General features: G+C 63.6%; 21 protein-coding genes. 3 read left to right on the top strand and 18 right to left on the bottom strand.

The features are described from left to right. Positions 1-154 precede the first annotated feature (154 nt). A complete protein-coding gene (locus RX331_RS05375; protein ID WP_317255590.1) occupies positions 155-382 on the top strand; it encodes a hypothetical protein in 228 nt (75 codons plus the stop codon). An 11-nt stretch (positions 383-393) separates the two neighbouring features. On the opposite strand, the gene RX331_RS05370 is transcribed toward RX331_RS05375, so the two are convergent. From RX331_RS05370 to RX331_RS05305, 14 genes are all read right to left on the bottom strand, one after another. Continuing rightward, positions 394-1,134, bottom strand: a complete 741-nt coding sequence (locus tag RX331_RS05370; RefSeq protein WP_317255589.1) for an acetoacetate decarboxylase — start codon at positions 1,132-1,134, stop codon at positions 394-396. A 107-nt stretch (positions 1,135-1,241) separates the two neighbouring features. After that, positions 1,242-1,979, bottom strand: coding sequence for an ABC transporter ATP-binding protein (locus RX331_RS05365; protein ID WP_317255588.1), 738 nt, complete (start codon positions 1,977-1,979; stop codon positions 1,242-1,244). Further along, complete coding sequence (locus tag RX331_RS05360; protein ID WP_317255587.1) at positions 1,969-2,697, bottom strand: ABC transporter ATP-binding protein; 729 nt, start codon at positions 2,695-2,697, stop codon at positions 1,969-1,971. Before RX331_RS05360 ends, RX331_RS05365 begins: the two co-directional genes overlap by 11 nt. After that, complete coding sequence (locus RX331_RS05355; protein ID WP_317255586.1) at positions 2,694-3,659, bottom strand: branched-chain amino acid ABC transporter permease; 966 nt, start codon at positions 3,657-3,659, stop codon at positions 2,694-2,696. Before RX331_RS05355 ends, RX331_RS05360 begins: the two co-directional genes overlap by 4 nt. Continuing rightward, positions 3,656-4,522, bottom strand: a complete 867-nt coding sequence (locus RX331_RS05350) for a branched-chain amino acid ABC transporter permease (protein WP_317258024.1) — start codon at positions 4,520-4,522, stop codon at positions 3,656-3,658. The genes RX331_RS05355 and RX331_RS05350 overlap by 4 nt, the downstream gene beginning before the upstream one ends. A 62-nt stretch (positions 4,523-4,584) precedes the next feature. Beyond that, a complete protein-coding gene (locus RX331_RS05345; RefSeq protein WP_317255585.1) occupies positions 4,585-5,829 on the bottom strand; it encodes an amino acid ABC transporter substrate-binding protein in 1,245 nt (414 codons plus the stop codon). Between the two features lie 82 nt (positions 5,830-5,911). After that, on the bottom strand, positions 5,912-6,847 hold the full coding sequence (locus tag RX331_RS05340; protein WP_317255584.1) for a dioxygenase: 936 nt from the start codon (positions 6,845-6,847) through the stop codon (positions 5,912-5,914). A gap of 235 nt (positions 6,848-7,082) precedes the next feature. Beyond that, entirely contained in the window at positions 7,083-7,421 is a 339-nt protein-coding gene (locus RX331_RS05335; RefSeq protein ID WP_317255583.1) for a hypothetical protein, read from the bottom strand. Between the two features lie 82 nt (positions 7,422-7,503). Next, positions 7,504-8,508 (bottom strand): WD40 repeat domain-containing protein, encoded by a 1,005-nt coding sequence (locus tag RX331_RS05330; RefSeq protein WP_317255582.1) that lies wholly within the window; start codon positions 8,506-8,508, stop codon positions 7,504-7,506. A 19-nt stretch (positions 8,509-8,527) separates the two neighbouring features. Continuing rightward, entirely contained in the window at positions 8,528-9,583 is a 1,056-nt protein-coding gene (locus RX331_RS05325) for a GTP-binding protein (protein ID WP_317255581.1), read from the bottom strand. A gap of 55 nt (positions 9,584-9,638) precedes the next feature. Then, positions 9,639-10,508, bottom strand: a complete 870-nt coding sequence (locus tag RX331_RS05320; RefSeq protein ID WP_317255580.1) for a metal ABC transporter substrate-binding protein — start codon at positions 10,506-10,508, stop codon at positions 9,639-9,641. A 2-nt stretch (positions 10,509-10,510) separates the two neighbouring features. Next, a complete protein-coding gene (locus RX331_RS05315; RefSeq protein ID WP_317258023.1) occupies positions 10,511-11,380 on the bottom strand; it encodes a metal ABC transporter permease in 870 nt (289 codons plus the stop codon). Then, positions 11,380-12,135: an ABC transporter ATP-binding protein gene (locus RX331_RS05310; protein WP_317255579.1), complete on the bottom strand. Its 756-nt coding sequence runs from the start codon at positions 12,133-12,135 to the stop codon at positions 11,380-11,382. The genes RX331_RS05315 and RX331_RS05310 overlap by 1 nt, the downstream gene beginning before the upstream one ends. 2 nt (positions 12,136-12,137) lie before the next feature. Further along, the gene (locus RX331_RS05305) at positions 12,138-12,341 is read right to left on the bottom strand and encodes a hypothetical protein (RefSeq protein ID WP_317255578.1); all 204 of its coding nucleotides are present in this window, start codon (positions 12,339-12,341) and stop codon (positions 12,138-12,140) included. Between the two features lie 196 nt (positions 12,342-12,537). Here RX331_RS05305 and RX331_RS05300 point away from each other — a divergent pair, with 196 nt between their 5' ends. Then, on the top strand, positions 12,538-12,774 hold the full coding sequence (locus tag RX331_RS05300; protein ID WP_317255577.1) for a hypothetical protein: 237 nt from the start codon (positions 12,538-12,540) through the stop codon (positions 12,772-12,774). A gap of 219 nt (positions 12,775-12,993) precedes the next feature. Here RX331_RS05300 and RX331_RS05295 read toward each other — a convergent pair whose 3' ends face one another. The 4 genes from RX331_RS05295 to RX331_RS05280 all read right to left on the bottom strand — a co-directional run bounded on the left by RX331_RS05295 (position 12,994) and on the right by RX331_RS05280 (position 15,471). Continuing rightward, positions 12,994-13,434 (bottom strand): hypothetical protein, encoded by a 441-nt coding sequence (locus RX331_RS05295; protein WP_317258022.1) that lies wholly within the window; start codon positions 13,432-13,434, stop codon positions 12,994-12,996. A 59-nt stretch (positions 13,435-13,493) separates the two neighbouring features. After that, the gene (locus RX331_RS05290) at positions 13,494-14,087 is read right to left on the bottom strand and encodes a permease (RefSeq protein WP_317255576.1); all 594 of its coding nucleotides are present in this window, start codon (positions 14,085-14,087) and stop codon (positions 13,494-13,496) included. A gap of 142 nt (positions 14,088-14,229) precedes the next feature. Further along, positions 14,230-14,604 carry a fluoride efflux transporter CrcB gene (gene crcB / locus RX331_RS05285; RefSeq protein WP_317255575.1) on the bottom strand — a complete coding sequence of 125 codons (375 nt, stop codon included), beginning with the start codon at positions 14,602-14,604 and terminating at the stop codon, positions 14,230-14,232. Between the two features lie 264 nt (positions 14,605-14,868). After that, positions 14,869-15,471 (bottom strand): superoxide dismutase, encoded by a 603-nt coding sequence (locus tag RX331_RS05280; RefSeq protein WP_317255574.1) that lies wholly within the window; start codon positions 15,469-15,471, stop codon positions 14,869-14,871. 174 nt (positions 15,472-15,645) lie between these two features. Here RX331_RS05280 and RX331_RS05275 point away from each other — a divergent pair, with 174 nt between their 5' ends. After that, entirely contained in the window at positions 15,646-16,185 is a 540-nt protein-coding gene (locus RX331_RS05275; RefSeq protein ID WP_317255573.1) for a GNAT family N-acetyltransferase, read from the top strand. The last annotated feature ends 47 nt before the right edge of the window (positions 16,186-16,232 follow it).

Here is a 16,232-nt window from a genome sequence, read left to right as displayed (position 1 = left end):
CATCGCGTGCCGGCCCTGCCCCGGCGTAGAACTACCTACGGGAACTCCAATTTCCTGTAACACTCGATTAACTCGATCGCGCAATCCTGAAGGATAGATTTGCGAGGGCCCATGGCCGTCGCCGCGCGCGACGGCTCCGGTTGGAGTGAACAATATGCGCGTCATCATCGCCATCATGCTGGCAGCCACGGCCCTGGCCGCGTGCACGCCTGAAGACGGCAGCAATGCCGAGGTGACGGGCTCGATCGACAATTGCGCGCGCAAGCTCTACACCCCGTACAATCCCAAGGACAAGAAACAGTGCGTCGCGGTCTGCATCGCATGCGAACGCGGCGTGGTGGTGACCTGCTCGACCGCCTGCACGCTCAGGGGCGCGATCTGATCGCGCGCCCTTCACTGCGCCATGTAATCGAACGCGACCGTTCCTAGACCGAGCGTCAGATCGGCTTTGAAATGCAGCGCAGAGACCACTTCGCGGGCCGGCAGCCGCGCCACGTCGCAAAGCGCATGCGGGAACAGGCCGAGCGCCCCGGGGCCGGTCCAGGCCTCCTTCAGGTTGATGTCTTCCAGATAATAGCGCACCATTTCGCAAATCCGCGGGCTGCCGTCGACATGCGGGATGATCTTGAGCATGAAGTTTGGCGCCTTCATCGCCTTCAGCACCGCGTCGTGATCGACCGCGCGATGTTTGTAGCCCATGGTGGCGGAGGCGCAGAGCACCGAGCCGTAATGCAGCGTGCCGACCAGCACATCGCTCTCGACGGCGATCTTCGGCGACGCCAGCTTCTTGGGAAAGCCCCAGAGTTCGCGGCCGCCGGCGATCGGCCCCTCATCGTCGAGATACATCGAATGAACGTAGACGCCCTCCTCGCCCTTGAAACGAACCGGGATGACCTGGCCGGTCTCGGTGTAATCGCCGAAGCCGGTTGAATCAGGCATGCGGATGAATTCGTATTTGACGACGGCATCCGCGACCTCGAGCGGTTCGGGCACCACGGCGGCAAGCGCCTCCGGGTCGGTGCGATAGGTGATGATGAAATATTCGCGGTTGAAGAACCGGTATGGCCCCCGCGGAAACGAGGGATTGGTCAGCGGCATCGAATAGGCGGTTCGCCGGATGTCATCGATCTTCATCGCCTGCCCCATTTATCATCTGCATTGACGCCACGAGATTATGCGGCAGATGATCGCAGCAAGCGAGGTTGAAGAATCGGCAGAACGTCACGATGCCGTCATAACCGTCAGACGACACCGCCGAGATAGAGCCGCTTGACGATGTCGTTGGCCTTCAACTCGTCGACCGATCGCGCCGATACCGCGATCTCGCCATGGACGATGATGTAGCCGCGGTCCGCGATCCGGATCGCCTGGTTGAAATTCTGCTCCGCCATCAGCACAGTCAAGCCCACGCGCTGCTTGAGCTCGCCGATCTTGGCGATGGTCTGCGACACCAATAGCGGCGAGAGGCCGACCGACGGCTCGTCAATCAGAAGCAAACGCGGCGAGGACATCAGCGCGCGGGCGATCGCCAGCATCTGCTGCTGGCCGCCGGACATGGTGCCGGCGAGCTGGTGGCGGCGCTCCTTCAGCACCGGGAAAGTATCGAAGACGAGCGCGAGGTTGCCGTCGATCGTGGCGCGCGCGGCCTTGCGGAAAGCGCCCAGCATCAGGTTTTCCGTCACCGTCAGCTTGGGAAACAGCCGCCGTCCCTCCGGCACCAGGGCGACGCCGAGATCGACGATCGCCTCGGGCGAGAGTTTTGTCAGGTCATGCGCCGCGCCGTCGATGATGAGCGAGAGTCGGCCACTGTCCGGTCGCACCAGGCCCATCACGCATTTCATCAGCGTGCTCTTGCCATTGCCATTGGTGCCGAGCAAAGCAACGGTCTCGCCGGCCTCCACATGCAGCGTGACGCCGCGCAGCGCCTTGACCGCGCCGTAACCGGCATCGAGCTTCTCGATGGCAAGGCTAAGTGCCAAGATAGGCCTCCTGCACCCGCTTGTTGGCCATCACATCGCTGGGCGCACCGAGCGCGATGATCTTGCCGGCATCGAGGCACATGACCCGTTCCGAGAAGCGCATCACCGCCTGCATGATGTGCTCGATCATGATGATGGTGATGTCTTCTTGGCCGAGGCTGATCAGAAGGTCGAGCACCTCGTCGACCTCGGAAGAGGACAGCCCAGCCATCGCCTCGTCCGAGATCAGAAGCTTGGGCCGCACCGCCATGGCGCGGGCGAGCTCCATCTTGCGCAGCTCGACCTGGCTCAGCGTGTCGCTGGGCGCATCGGCCTTCGCGGCAAGCCCCATCCGCGCCAGGATCGACATCGCGGCCTCTTCCTCCTGTTGGCCCGATCCGACGCCGGCAAAGTCGAGCCCGACCATGAGATTTTCCAGCACCGTCATGCTCCGGAAGGGGCGCGGAATCTGGAAGCTGCGGGCGATGCCGCGGCGTGCCCGCAAATGCGGCGGCAGTTGCGTCACATCCTCGCCGCAGAACACCACGCTGCCGACGTTAGGGCGCAGCGCACCGGAAATGCAGTTAATTAGCGTCGTCTTGCCGGAGCCGTTCGGTCCGATCAGGCCGAAGCGCTCGCCCTTCCTGATATCGACGGAGATATTGTCGAGCGCGGTGAAGCCGCCGAAGGTTTTGGTGATGGCCCCGACCTGCAGCAGGGGCGCGTCGGCTGCTGTCATGGCTTGCCTCCCGCGCGCAGGCGATAGCGCGGCCGGAGCAGCCCGATAATGCCCTTGGGCGCGCCGACCACGAACAGCACCAGCATGATGCCGAGCACCAGCACATTCACTTCCGAAGAAATGGTCACCGCAAGAAGCTGCTGGGTCGAGCCGAGCAGGATGGCCCCGAGCACCGGGCCGATCCAGTGCGCGGTGCCGCCGATCAGCGCCATCGCCAGCGCCGAAACCGAGTAGCTCAGATTGAACGCCGAGGACGGATCGGCGTATTGCAGGTACATCGCGGCCGGCGCGCCGGCGGCAGAAATCAAGCCGCCCGAGATCATGCAGGCGACGAGCTTCAGCTTGAGCGTCGGCACGCCCGTGCATTCGGCGGCAAGCTCGTCGTCGCGCAGCGCCTGCAGGCCGCGGCCGATCTTCGAATTCTGGATGTAGCGCGCGATCGCAACGGCCGTCACCGCCAGAACCGCCTGCACGAAGAACAGCATCTTTACATAGCTGTCGAACGGCGCCATCACCGGCGGCCGCTGGATCTGGATGCCGGCCGCGCCGCCGACGAAGCGCCAGTTCATCACGACGGTCTCGATGATGATGGCAAGCGCAATCGTCGCGATCGAGAAGAAGATGCCGCGCATGCGCAAGGTCAAGAGGCCGACACCGAAACCGAGCGTCATGCCGACGGCTGCGGCGGCCACGATCTGCACCACCAGCGGCGCGCCGGTCGCCTTGACCAGGGCGACTGCCGTGTAGACGCCGACGCCGAAAAAGGCGTTGGTGCCGAAATTGACGTAGCCGGCATAGCCGCCGAGGATGCTCCAGGCGACCGCCAGCGCGATGAACTGCAGGATGACGTAGCCGGCAAAGAACGGATATTCGTTGCGGACGAGCTGCGTCATCGCCAGCACGGCGACGAGAAAGACGGCGACGCCGGCCCAGAATGCGATGCTGTGGCGGGACTTTTTCATCGGCCGAGCAGACCTTGCGGGCGGACAGCGAGCACGGCGAGCAGCATCGCGAACGAGATCGCCGGCGCCCAGGAGGCGCCGAACATGGTGAGCACGATCGATTCGGCGACGCCGAGGATGATGGCAGCGATCAGCGTGCCGCTGATGCTGCCGAGCCCGGCCATGACGACGACGCAGAAGGTGCGACCGATATAGGCGCGGTCGAGCGTCGGCTCGACCGGCGCCACGATGATGAGGAGTGCGCCGGCAATGCCGAGCACCGCGGTGGCGATGCCGAATGCAAACTGCTTGATGCGGACCGGATTGGCGCCCATCAGCCGCAGCGCCTCCTCGTCCTGCGCGACGGCGCGGATCGCGCGGCCCATGAAGGTCTTCGACAGATAGATCGCCAGCAGTGCGGTCAGCGTCAGCGCCACCGCGAACGCGACCAGTTGCCGGATCGGTATCCGGAACTCGCCGAAGCGCCAGGATTTGCCGATATAGGTTGCGCTGACCGAGCGCTGGTCGACGCCGAACTGCAGGATGATCAGCACTTCGATGATGAAGGCGATGCCGAAGAAGAATGCGATGCCGCGGACGGCGGCATCGCTGCCACGCCGCTCGAAGGTCTCGTAATAGATGCGGTAGGCGATCAGGCCGAACAGGAAGAACAGCGGCGTGATTGCGAGCCCCGCCAGCAGCGGATCGATGTCGTAGCTTTCGTTGAGCTGATAGACGCCGTAGGACGCCAACACCAGGAAGGCCGGGTGAGCGACGTGGGGCACATCGAGCAGCCCGAACGAGACCGACAGCCCGACGCTGACGGCTGCATAGAAGCAGCCGAGCAGCACCCCGAGCAGCACGGCCCCGAGCAGCAGGTCCATCGAAAACACGTCAGTTCCCTCTCAGTTGCCCCTTGAGCTCGAAGCCGGAAAAGCCACGAGGCCTACTTTCGAGCTGCCTCGAAGGGACTGATGAGTTCGCCTGTCTTCAGCTTGTCCGGGAACAGTATCACCTGCTTGCCGGACGAACGGAACTGCTCGATGTCCTTGTCCTTGACGCCCCGGAACTGCGCCTGCAGCGTCGCCGTTTCCTTGCGCTCGCCGTCCGCCGAAAACGCGATCGGGCCGACGATGGTCTTGTGCTCATTCTCGCGCAGGTATTTGGCGATGCCCTTCTGGTCGAGCGATTTGGTGGAATTGACCGCCGCCTCGATCATCTGGCCCATCGCATAGCCGAACGGCGCGAGATAGTAGCCGAGCGGGTCGACCTTGGCCTCGATGGCGCGCTTTGTGTACTTGTCGAAAAATTCCTTGGTGCCGTCAAAATACATGCTCTTTTCCGGCAGCCAGGTGTTGTAGTTCACGACGCCATTGAGCAGCGAACCGAGGTTCGACATCACGGCGGCAAACTGCAGCCCGACCATGCCACCGCCGAAAATCTTGACGCTGTCGCTGACGCCGATCTCGTTCACCGCGCGCAGGATGCCGGCGGAATCCGGCGGGTACGAAGCGACATACACAATGTCGGGCTTGGCGGCGTTGAGCGCGCGGATGATCGAGGCGAATTCCACCGTGCTCGGCGGATAGACCTGATCGAAGACAACGGGAATGTTGCGCTGCTTGGCGACGTCGCGCGCAGTCACCGCGAGATTCTGCGCGAACTCCTGGTCCGCCGTGAGCAGCGCCATGTTCTTGCCGCCGGCCTTCTGGGCGAGATCGAGGAACGAGGCCGCCCAGCTGTCGGCCGGGCCCCAGGGCGCATTGTTGAACCACATGTCGTGGCCGACCTTGCTGTTCACCTGGAAGGAGAAATTGCCCATCAAGAGCAGGCCGCGCTGCTTGACGAATGGCATGATCGGCGCGGTCGGCACCGTCGCATAGGGCGCAAACAGCAGATCGACCTTGTCGACGTCAACCAGCTTGGCGTAGATCGCCGGCGTCTCGGATGCGCTCGACTTGTCGTCATAGACGACAAGCTCGACCTTGCGGCCGAGCAGGCCGCCCTTGGCGTTGATGTCGTCGCGCCAGATCTCGATACCGAGCAGCGACGCCTTGCCGCCGCCGGCGAGGCCGCCGGTTTGTGGCATCGACATGCCGATCTTGATCGGCGGCTGCTGGGCCCGCGCTTTCGAGCCCTGTCCGAGCACCGCAACCGCCATCGCACCGCCGAGAAATGTCCTGCGTTTCATTGCTTCCCCCTCATTTCGTTGTGTCATTTCGGCCCCGCCGGATCTTCGTCCGGTCGCTCACGATTGGTTGGTCGGCTGCGGACTATCCAGCCCCCACAGTTTCACTCTTTGCCGCTTGTTTGATAATCGCTGATGGATCGGCGCCAACGCGCCCGCTGACCTTGTCGGCGGCGCTTTCGCGCGACAGCCGCATGTCGAAGCGGATGCTCGGCATGCCCTTGATCGGACAATCCGGATCGTTAGCAACGACATCGACGGCAAGATCGCCGGACGAGCCGAACACGACATCATCGGCCAGATGCGGATCGTCGCGCAGATAGAGCGCGGTGACGAGCTCGCGATAGCCGGCGGCGCCGACCAGGAAGTGGATGTGTGCCGGCCGCATACCGTGCCGCGCCTGCGCCTTCACCATGGCGCCGACCGGTCCGTCCATCGGAATCGAATAGCCGAGCGGCTTGACGGTTTTCAGGATATAAATGCCATTGGCATCGGTCGCGAACACGCCGCGATAATCGACCGAAGTCGCGCTGGCCTGGATGTCGTAGAGGCCGTCGGCGCCGGTCTGCCAGATCGAGACCGTGGCGCCGGCCACCGGCTTTCCAGCGGCATCGGTGACGCGGCCATACAGCACGCATTCGGTGCCGGACTTTGGATTTTTGGCGATCGAGCTGCCGGCCGCGAGCGTCGGCGTCGCTTCGCGGTAGAACGGCCCGAGCAGGCTGGTATGGGTCGCCTCCTCCAGCGCGGTCGCGTCATGCAGCCCGTTGACCAGCGCCGAGAGGCCGAGCGTATCCGACAACAGGATGAACTCCTGCCGCTCCGGCGAGCACATCTTGCCCGCGGCGGTCATGAATTCGATGCCCTTGATCCATTCCGCAGGCGTCAGGTTGACCTCGCGAGCGAAGGCATGGAGATGCTTGACCGCGGACGCCATGATCTCCTTTAGGCGCGGGTCGGGCGTCGTCGCCATCTGCTCGAGCACGGCGTCCGTGATCGTCTCAGGCGTTAACTCACGCATGCGTCACTCCCCTGGCGTGCCGGGCATTATTCGAGCTGCCGGCTATTGTTGCCGCAAGCCTAACCGCTTGTTGGGGATCAACACAAGGCGTTCGGGGGCAGCGTCCTGATCGTCTGCTACCAATTGATGCGGGCGAACGGGGCGATATGGCCGCAACGACGCGCCCAGAACGCATGACCGCAACTTTTGCGGCCCACGATTTTGCGATTGCACAATCGGCGCCGCAAAAGTGGGATTATTTCTCCCGGATCGGCGGCGCGGTCTTTTCCGCCGGTGCGGGCGGCAGCGCGGGCTGAGCGCCCTGTTTCTGCGCGTCCGGATCAGGGCGGGCCGGCTGCGGCGGGATATCCGAAGGGCGCTGGCCGGTCGCGGGTGGCTCGGGCGGCGGTCCGGACGGCTTGGTTTCCGCGCCGGGCGTCGATTGCGTCGGCGGCGTCGCCTGCGCGATGTGCACGGAATCGCCTGCCATGATTTTGGTCATCGAAAGCACCGATACGACAAGACCGGCTGCAATCAGCGTGGACGCGGCCAGCATATCCCGTCGGTATTGGCGTTGGCGGTCATCGGCAGGCATGTCGTTCACCCACGAAATCATTTCGTGGTTTCAACGGCCGGCTGGACGCATGGTTCCGTGCGGAACCCTTGCTGTCGTCTGCCTAGAATTCCATCATCCCAGCGTCGCCATCTTCCGTGCCGAAGGCGAGCAGCGTGCCTTTCGCGTTCCAGCCGAGCGCAGAGACCGGTTCGCTGCCATTGCGGCGCACCAGAATTTCCGCGCCGTCCTCGTAGCGCACGATCAGGATGGTGCCGTCGCTATAGCCGGCCGCCATGAATTCCTGCTTCGGATGACAGGCGACCGCCGAGACCCGCGCCTGCAGCGGCGCCAGCATCGCAGGCTGCTTGCCCATCGGACCATCCTTGCTGTTGAACGGCCAGATGATCACGGTGTCGGCGCCCGAGGTGGCGAGACCCTTGCCGCCGGCGCTCCACGACATCGAGCGGACGCGGCCGGGATAGCCGCTCATCCGCATGTGCCTGTTGTCGGCGAGCCGCCAGCCATGCAGCGCCGGCTCGTGCATCGCGGTGACGAGGAATTTGTTGTCCGGACTGAAGGTCACCGAAAGATGCGAGCCGGCCCATTCCAAAAATTCCGGTTTCGCAGCCATGTTGGGAAACCACAGCGTCACGCCGTTGTAATGGGCCACCGCGACGCGCAGGCCCTTCGGCGCAAACGCCAGCCCGCCGACGGTCGAGGGCGCATCGAAACTCTTCTCCTCGCCCTTGGCGCTGCGGATGGACGCCGTCTTGCCGGCCGACCATGCCACGGTGCCATCGGAATGCAGCGCGACATTGTCGATCCAGCGCCGCTTGGCGTCGGTCGCGAGCACGGACGTCTCGCCCTTCGCATTGAATGCAATGACCTTGCCGTCATCGCCGCCGGTGACGATCCGCTTGCCATCGGAAGCCGCGCAGAGGATGGCGCCGCCATGCACGTCGGCGCGCGAGACCTCGCCATCGGCGGCGGCGACGGCGATCTTCTCCTCCGCGCAGACGAAGGCGGCGAGGTCGCCGAGGAAATGGACGCCAGTAATCGGCGCGCCGACCGCGACGGGCTTGACGCGGTCGGTCATGGAAGCAATGGAAAGCTGTTCGGAAGACATGAGTTCGATCTTCTTCGCCTCACGTAACGATACAGGCTTCAAAACCTTCGCGGATCGTCTTTTCCGGCAATTCGCGGCCGATGAAGACGACGCGGCTTTCGCGCGGCTCGCCTTCCTTCCATTTCCGCTGATGATCGCCTTCCAGCATCATGTGCACGCCCTGGAACACATAGCGATCGTCGTCGTCGGTGAAGGCTAGGATGCCCTTCGAACGCAGAATCTTCTGGCCCTCGGTGGCGACGAGGTTCTGCAGCCAGGGCATGAAGAGTGTGGGGTCGAGCGGCTTGTCCGAGCGCAGCGACAGCGATTGCATGTCCTCGTCGTGATAGTGCTTCAACCCGCCATGGCTATGGCTGTGATCATGGTGGTGGTCGTGACCATGATGGTGGTCATGATCGTGGTGATGATGATCGTCGCCGGCATCGAGGAATTCCGGCTCGATCTCAAGAATGCGATCCAGATCGAATGCGCCGCGCTCCAGCACATCAGCCAGCGCGACCTTGCAACGCTCGGTGCGGTGCAGTTTTGCATAGGGGTTGATGCCGCGGATGCGGGCCTCGACCTCGGCCAGTTCCGGCTTGGAGACGAGATCTGTCTTGTTCAGCACGATGACGTCGGCGAACGCGATCTGGTTCTTGGCTTCCGGCGCATCCTTCAGGCGGTCGCTGAGCCATTTGGCATCGGCCACCGTGACGACGGCATCGAGCCGGGCGTTCTTCTGCACGTCCTCGTCGACGAAGAACGTCTGCGCCACCGGCGCCGGATCGGCGAGGCCCGTGGTCTCGACGATGATGGCGTCGAACTTGCCCTTGCGCTTCATCAACCCGTCCATGATGCGGACGAGGTCGCCGCGCACGGTGCAGCAGACGCAGCCATTGTTCATCTCGAACACTTCCTCATCGGCGCCGATGATGAGGTCGTTGTCGATGCCGATCTCGCCGAATTCATTGACGATGACGGCATATTTCTTGCCGTGGTTTTCCGACAGGATGCGGTTGAGCAGCGTGGTCTTGCCGGCGCCGAGATAGCCCGTCAGCACAGTCACTGGAATTTTTTGGGACGAAAGTTCAGACATAATCGCTCCGGAGCGGAAAATTTTGGACGCGCCGGCAGGCAGGGAGGCCCCTGCCCTATGGGCTCAGCGCGCCGGTCAGGGCCTTTATATTGTGCCTGACCATCGCAATGTAAGTGGGAGAATCACCCTTTTCGCCCGTTAGACTGTCCGAATAGAGCGTTCCACCGACCCTGGCACCGGTCTCGGCCGAGATCCGGCCCATCAGGCGGGGGTCGGTGATATTTTCGAGGAACACCGCCGGTATTTTGGCCGCCCGGATCTGGGTGATGATCTTCGCGATGTCCCGCGCACTCGGCTCGGATTCGGTGGAAACGCCGAGTGGCGCGATGAACTCGATGCCGTAAGCCGCAGCGAAATAGCCGAAGGCGCTGTGGGTCGAGATCACCTTACGCCGGCCTTCCGGAAGCTTTGCGACGGCGTCGCGCACCTCGCGGTCGAGTGCATCGAGTTGTTCGATATAGCCTTGCGTATTCTTCATGAACTGCTCGGCGGAGGCAGGATCGGCGGCCGAGAGCGCGAGGCTGATATTGGCGACATAGACCTTCGCATTGTTGACCGATTGCCAGGCATGCGGATCGGCGGACGAACCCAATCGGAGGGGAGAGATGCCATTGCTCGCGGTCACGATCTTCGCCTTGCTGCCGGCGGATTGCACCAGCCGCGGCAGCCAGCCTTCGAAACCGAGACCGTTGACGAAGATCAGCCTGGCATCGGCGATCTTCTTGGCGTCAGCCGGCGTGGGCGTATAGACATGCGCATCGCTGTCGGGACCGACCAGCGTGGTGACGCTGACCCGATCGCCGCCGACATTGCGAACGAAATCACCGAGGATCGAGAAGCTGGCTACGACATCGAGAGGCTCCGCAGCGCGCGCCGGGTTGGCGGCCGCGAACATGGCGAGAGCGACGAGCCAGAACCGGATCATGCTCACGCCTCCAGATGCCGGCCGGGAAACATCTGCCGGATAAGCCCGCTGACGGAGCCGAACAGCAGCGACATCACGTAAAGCCCGGCAGCAATCAGGATGATGGCGGGGCCTGAAGGGATCGTGGTCTGGAACGAGAGCACCAGCCCGGCATAGCCCGACACGATCGCGCTGGCGACCGCGATGCAGATCATGCCGGTGATGTCGCGCGACCAGAACCGCGCGATGCCGGCGGGGAGGATCATCAGGCCGACGCCGAGCAAGGTGCCGAGCGCGTGAAAGCCGTTGACCAGATTGATCACGACGAGGGCCAGGAACGCCAGATGCGCGGGCGCACCGGCGCGGCTGACGGTGCGCAGGAATACCGGGTCGACGCATTCTATCACCAGGGGACGGTAGATGATCGCCATCACCAGCAGCGTGATCGTCGCATTGAAGGCGATCACCAGCAGCGTCTGGTCGTCCATGGCCAGAATGTTGCCGAACAGCACGTGCAGCAGGTCGATATTGGTGCCCTTGACGGAGACGATGGTGACGCCGAGCGCGAGCGAGACCAGATAGAAGGTCGCCAGCGAGGCGTCCTCCTTCAGCTCGGTATTGCGCGCGACGAGGCCGGCGAGCAGCGCGACGGTGAATCCTGCGATCAGGCCGCCGGTGGTCATCGCGAACAGATTGAGCCCGGAGACCAGGAAGCCGATCGCCGCCCCCGGCAGGATCGCATGCGCCATTGCGTCGCCGACGAGGCTCATCCGCCGCAGCATCAAGAACACGCCGATCGGCGCGGCGCCAAGCGCGAGCGCGATCACGGCGGCGAGCGCGCGGCGCATGAACTCGAACTCGGTAAAGGGCGCGATCAGCGCGTCGTACAGCATCAGGCGGCCTGCGACGGCATGTCGTCCGCGCATGCTGCGGCGCTGTCGTCGAACGCCTCGCACATCCGCAAGGCGACCATCAGGTTTTCGGCGTTAAGCACCTCGGCGGTCGGACCCCAGACGACAGGCCCGCGCGCGAGCAGCAGGGTTTCCGGAAAATGGTCGCGCACCAGCTCCATGTCGTGCAACGCCGCCAGCACCGTGCGGCCCTCTCCGTGCCAGCGCTTCACCAGCGCCAGCAGGTCGGCCGAGGTCTTGGTGTCGATGGCGTTGAAGGGTTCATCGAGCACAATCAGGCGCGCGTCCTGCAGCAGCACGCGCGCAAACAGCATGCGCTGGGTCTGGCCGCCCGACAGCGTGCCGATCGAACGGCTTTCAAACCCGTTGAGGCCGACGGCGGCGAGCGCTCTTGTGATCTTGTCCCGCGCCGGCTTTCCCATGCCGCCGAAAAATCCGACCGTGCGCCAGAGGCCGGTGCCGACGAAATCGAACACCGAGATCGGGAAGCTGCGGTCGATGTCGACGCTCTGCGGCAGATAGGCGATGTCCCTGACATCGAGGCCGCCGAGATCGATCGATCCGGAGAGCGGCTTCAGAATGCCGGCGAGGCCGCGAAACAGCGTCGATTTGCCGGCGCCGTTCGGCCCGATCACCGCCAGCAGCGCGCCGGCGGCCACCTCGCCGGTGAGATGATGCACCGCCGGATGTCGGTCATAGCCCAGCGTGACGTTGTGGAGTTTGAGCTGCGCCGCCATGCTCACCTCATCGCAACCAGCACGACCGCCCACAGCACAGCGGAGACCGCCAGCGCCGCCGCCAGGCGGGCGGCAACCGTCATCCGCAGGATCGACCAGGGCGCCGCCTGCGCCGGATGGGGCGTGGCCGGGTCATGGGAATGGGCGTGATGGGGGTGGTCATGGGTATGGGAGTGCGGCATGGAAAAGACGTTATAATATAACATTACGGGTGTCTACGCTGGGGCGGCGTAGCGGCCCGCCGATCGTCATTTCGGGGCTCGCGAACCCGGAATCCATTGCGCCACTGGCTCTGCCGCTCGATGGATTCGGAGCTCGCGCCGGGCGCGCCCCGGAATGACGAGCGGAGAGAGTTGGGCGGCCCCCCTTGAACGCGGCCACCGCCGGGGGCGACCAATCCCCGTGATGACCGTGAACCCCACCTCAGCGAACCTTCCTGCCGATCCCGAGCCTCGCCGCACGCTGCGCGAATGGCTGGTCGATGTGCTCGCTCTGATCATGGGCGGGTTGGCCGTTCTCTACTACAAGCCGGACGGCTTCGTCGTCGGCCTCCTTGTCTTCGTCGGCGCCTACACGATCACCAATCAACTGCAAGCCGTAAACTCGAATCGCTCGCCGGAATTTGCCAAATTCTGCTGACCTGGCTTGCCATCGTGATCCACCTGACGACGCTGATGACGGCCCCAACAAGCTTCACGGGACTGGTCCTTACGTTCCTGCTGCCCGGAATCGCACAAGCCTACTGGCTTTGGGAATTGTGGCCGGCGACGGGCGCCTTGTCTCACCCGCTGACTGCGATGTGCTCGGCCTGGCTGGCCCTGCTTGCTGGATTGCCGCGAAGATGAAAGCGAACTGACCTCACGGCTTGCCGATCACCATCGCGATCGCTGCGGCGAGAAACGGAAACGGTAGCGACACCGCCGCGCGAAACCAGACGAATTTTGCCGGCATGAACGGGATTTCCCAGAGGATCATGCGCTGAAATGCGAATAGCGCCCAGGCCACGACATAGGCGATCACCTGCGGCGATCCGCCGCCGACCTTCAGCGCCACCGCGCCGATCGAGAAACCAACCACCGGTCCGCCTGGCGTGGCCGCGCCGGCGATCACCGCGGTCAAAACGCCAAACCAGCCGCTGTCGGGCCCGAGCCAGCCGGTGATCACTTCCGGCGGAATGACGGCGGCGATGTAGCCCGAGCCGATCACGCCGAGCGCGATGCGCGGCACGATGTTGATGAAGTCCATCGAGCCTTCACGCACCGAGGACACCAGCACGACGCGCCCGCGCCGCCAGGCCATGAAGCCGAGGAGTGCGACCGAGCCCCACAGCGTGAGGTCGATGATCAGTGCCGATGCCGTCACTCGGGCTCGCCCTTCGGATACATCCGCACGAAGACGAGGCGGCCGAGCGCGCCGGCCAGCACCGGGATCGGCAGCGAGATCACGATACGCCACAGCGTGAAATCGGTGCCAAGGATCGGCAATTCCCAGGCGACCGCGCGGCCGTAGCCGATTAGCGTCCAACTCACCACCATGGCAATGGTGGCGCCGAAATCCGCGCCGACGGTCAAAAGCGCCGCCGCCACCGGATAGGCAGTGAACGGACCGCCGGGCAGGATCGCGCCGAACGCGGTTCCGATCAAAAGCCCCTTCAGGCCGGATTCCGGGCCGAGCGAGCGCGAGATTTTATCGTGCGGAAGAATTTCCGCGATGAAGGCTCCTAACAGGCAGCCGGCCAGCACACGCGGGATGATCTCGCCGAACAGCAGGAGATCGTGGGAGAGAATCTTGAGCACGCCGTCGATCCCGTCGCGCCGCCACACCAGCGCGGCGCTGACGGCGACGAGGACGCCGATGAAGATCATCGACCAGCCGACCGGCTTGCGGGCGCGCCTGGGTTTTGGCTCGGCGTCGTCGGCGGGCGCCGGATCTGTTAGCGAAGGTTCGGACAAGGCGATGGGGTTGGCGGGTGATGCTCTTGCATCCTGCTTAGTCCGCCGCTTGTGGCGAAGCAAACGGAAGCTCGCACGATACCCATGCGCTTCTCAGACATGCCCATGCGAGGATGTCACGCAGCTCCGTGTTCGCACGGATTCAGGCGAAGTGGCGGACCAGCGCGAGGCCGCCGAACAGGCCGGCGATCGAAAGCCCGACGGAGCCGATTACGTAAAGCGCCGCCAGCATTAGCTCGCCACGCTCCCAGAGCAGCGCCGCATCGAGCGAGTAGGCCGAGAACGTGGTGTAGCCGCCGAGAATGCCGGTCATCAGGAACAGCCGCCAGGGCTGCGACGCCTCGCCCTTGAAGGCGAGATAGCCGGCGATCAGCCCCATCACGGTCGAGCCCGTGATGTTGATGATGAAGGTGCCCCAGGGAAATCCGGTACCGATGAAGCGCGCGCAGGTGACGTTGATAAAGTGACGCAGCGTCGCGCCCAGGCCACCCCCGACAAAGACCAGCAAATAGCTCATTGCAGCAATCTTCCACGTCAGCGAAGTCACCCGGCAGAGTGCTTGTGCCGCAGGTGGGAAGTCTGTGCAAGGAGCGCAGCGGCCAAAATGAAAGGCGGCAGTCAGATGCTGCCGCCTCGTAGGCTCTATCCAGTGTCATTCCGGGATGGTCCGAAGGACCAGACCTCAGATGCGCAATTGCGCATCGGGGAATCTCGAGATTCTCAGGTGCGCAATCGCGCACCGTAGTTCGATGCTTTCGCATCGCCCCGGAATGACGGTACGTCAGGCACCGGCCTTGCCGAACAGCTCGTCGACGTAGTCCCAGTTGATCAGATGATCGCAGAACGCCTTGAGATAATCGGGACGGCGGTTGCGGTAGTCGATGTAGTAGGAGTGCTCCCAGACGTCGCAGCCGAGGATCGGCGTCGCGCCATGCACCAGCGGGCTTTCGCCGTTCCCGGTTTTGGAGATTTCCAGCTTGCCGTTCTTGACCGACAGCCAGCACCAGCCGGAGCCGAACTGGCCGACGCCGGCGGCGGCGAAATCGGCCTTGAACTTCTCGAGGCCGCCGAGGTCCTCGGTGATCTTCTTTTCCAGACGGCCCGGCAGCTTGCTGCCGCCGCCGTTGGGCTTCATCCAGTTCCAGAAATGTAGATGGTTGTAGTGCTGGCCGGCATTGTTGAACACGGCCGGATTCTTGCCGAACGAAGCCTTGACGATCTCCTCCAGGGACTTGCCTTCGAATTCCGTCCCCTTGATCGCGTTGTTTCCGTTGGTCACGTAAGCCTGGTGATGCTTGTCGTGGTGGTATTCCAGCGTTTCCTTGGACATGTGGGGCGCAAGGGCGTCGTGGGAATAGGGCAGATTGGGCAGCGTGAAGGTCATGGGGTGTGTCCGAACTGATGGAAGACTGGTCTAACGGGAAACTCTTATAGAAGGTTCCATTGCGCTTAAACACCGCAATTTGGCAAAACAACGCCGTTCTCCGGTAAGGCATCTCCGCGTCCAGCGTATGACGGGGCACCGAACGACCGGGATTTGGCGCAGCATGGCAATGAAATGAGCATCGAAATCGACGTTCTGAACGGGGACTCGTCATGGCCGCGGGCCGAGCCGCTGATGCAGGCGGTCTGGCCGCGCCATGTTCTGGAGAAATTGCCCTGGGGCCGCATCAAATGGGCCCATGCCGACCTGCGCGTGCTGATCGACGCACCGGAGGATGGGCCTAATCCCGGCCTGGCCTGCCACGTCGGCATCTTTTTCCGCACCGGCACCTGGGACGGTCGCAAGGTGCAGATCGGCGGCATTGGCGGCGTCTCGACCCGCGAGGATTGCCGCGGCCGCGGCTACGCCACGCTGGCGCTGAACGCCGCGGTCCGAATGCTGCGCGATCACGAGGCCGTCAGATTTGCGATCCTGTTCTGCGAGCCGCACAACGAGGCGTTCTACCAAGCCCGCGGCTGGCATCGCTTCAACGGTGAGGTCTATGCCGAGCAGCCGGAGGGAAGAATTCGTTTCGATGTGATGGCTCCGTACATATTCGATTTCACGCGCAAGCCGCGCGATGGAATAATCGACCTATGCGGCCTGCCGTGGTGACCCCTGCATTCGCAGCGGGTGGCTTGTGCCGCGACCGCTCGATAGTA

The organism is Bradyrhizobium sp. BWA-3-5 (assembly GCF_032917985.1).
In the GTDB taxonomy this organism is placed as follows: domain Bacteria; phylum Pseudomonadota; class Alphaproteobacteria; order Rhizobiales; family Xanthobacteraceae; genus Bradyrhizobium.
Note: the sequence above shows the minus strand (reverse complement) of the source record. Positions and strands in the feature narration are given on the sequence as shown.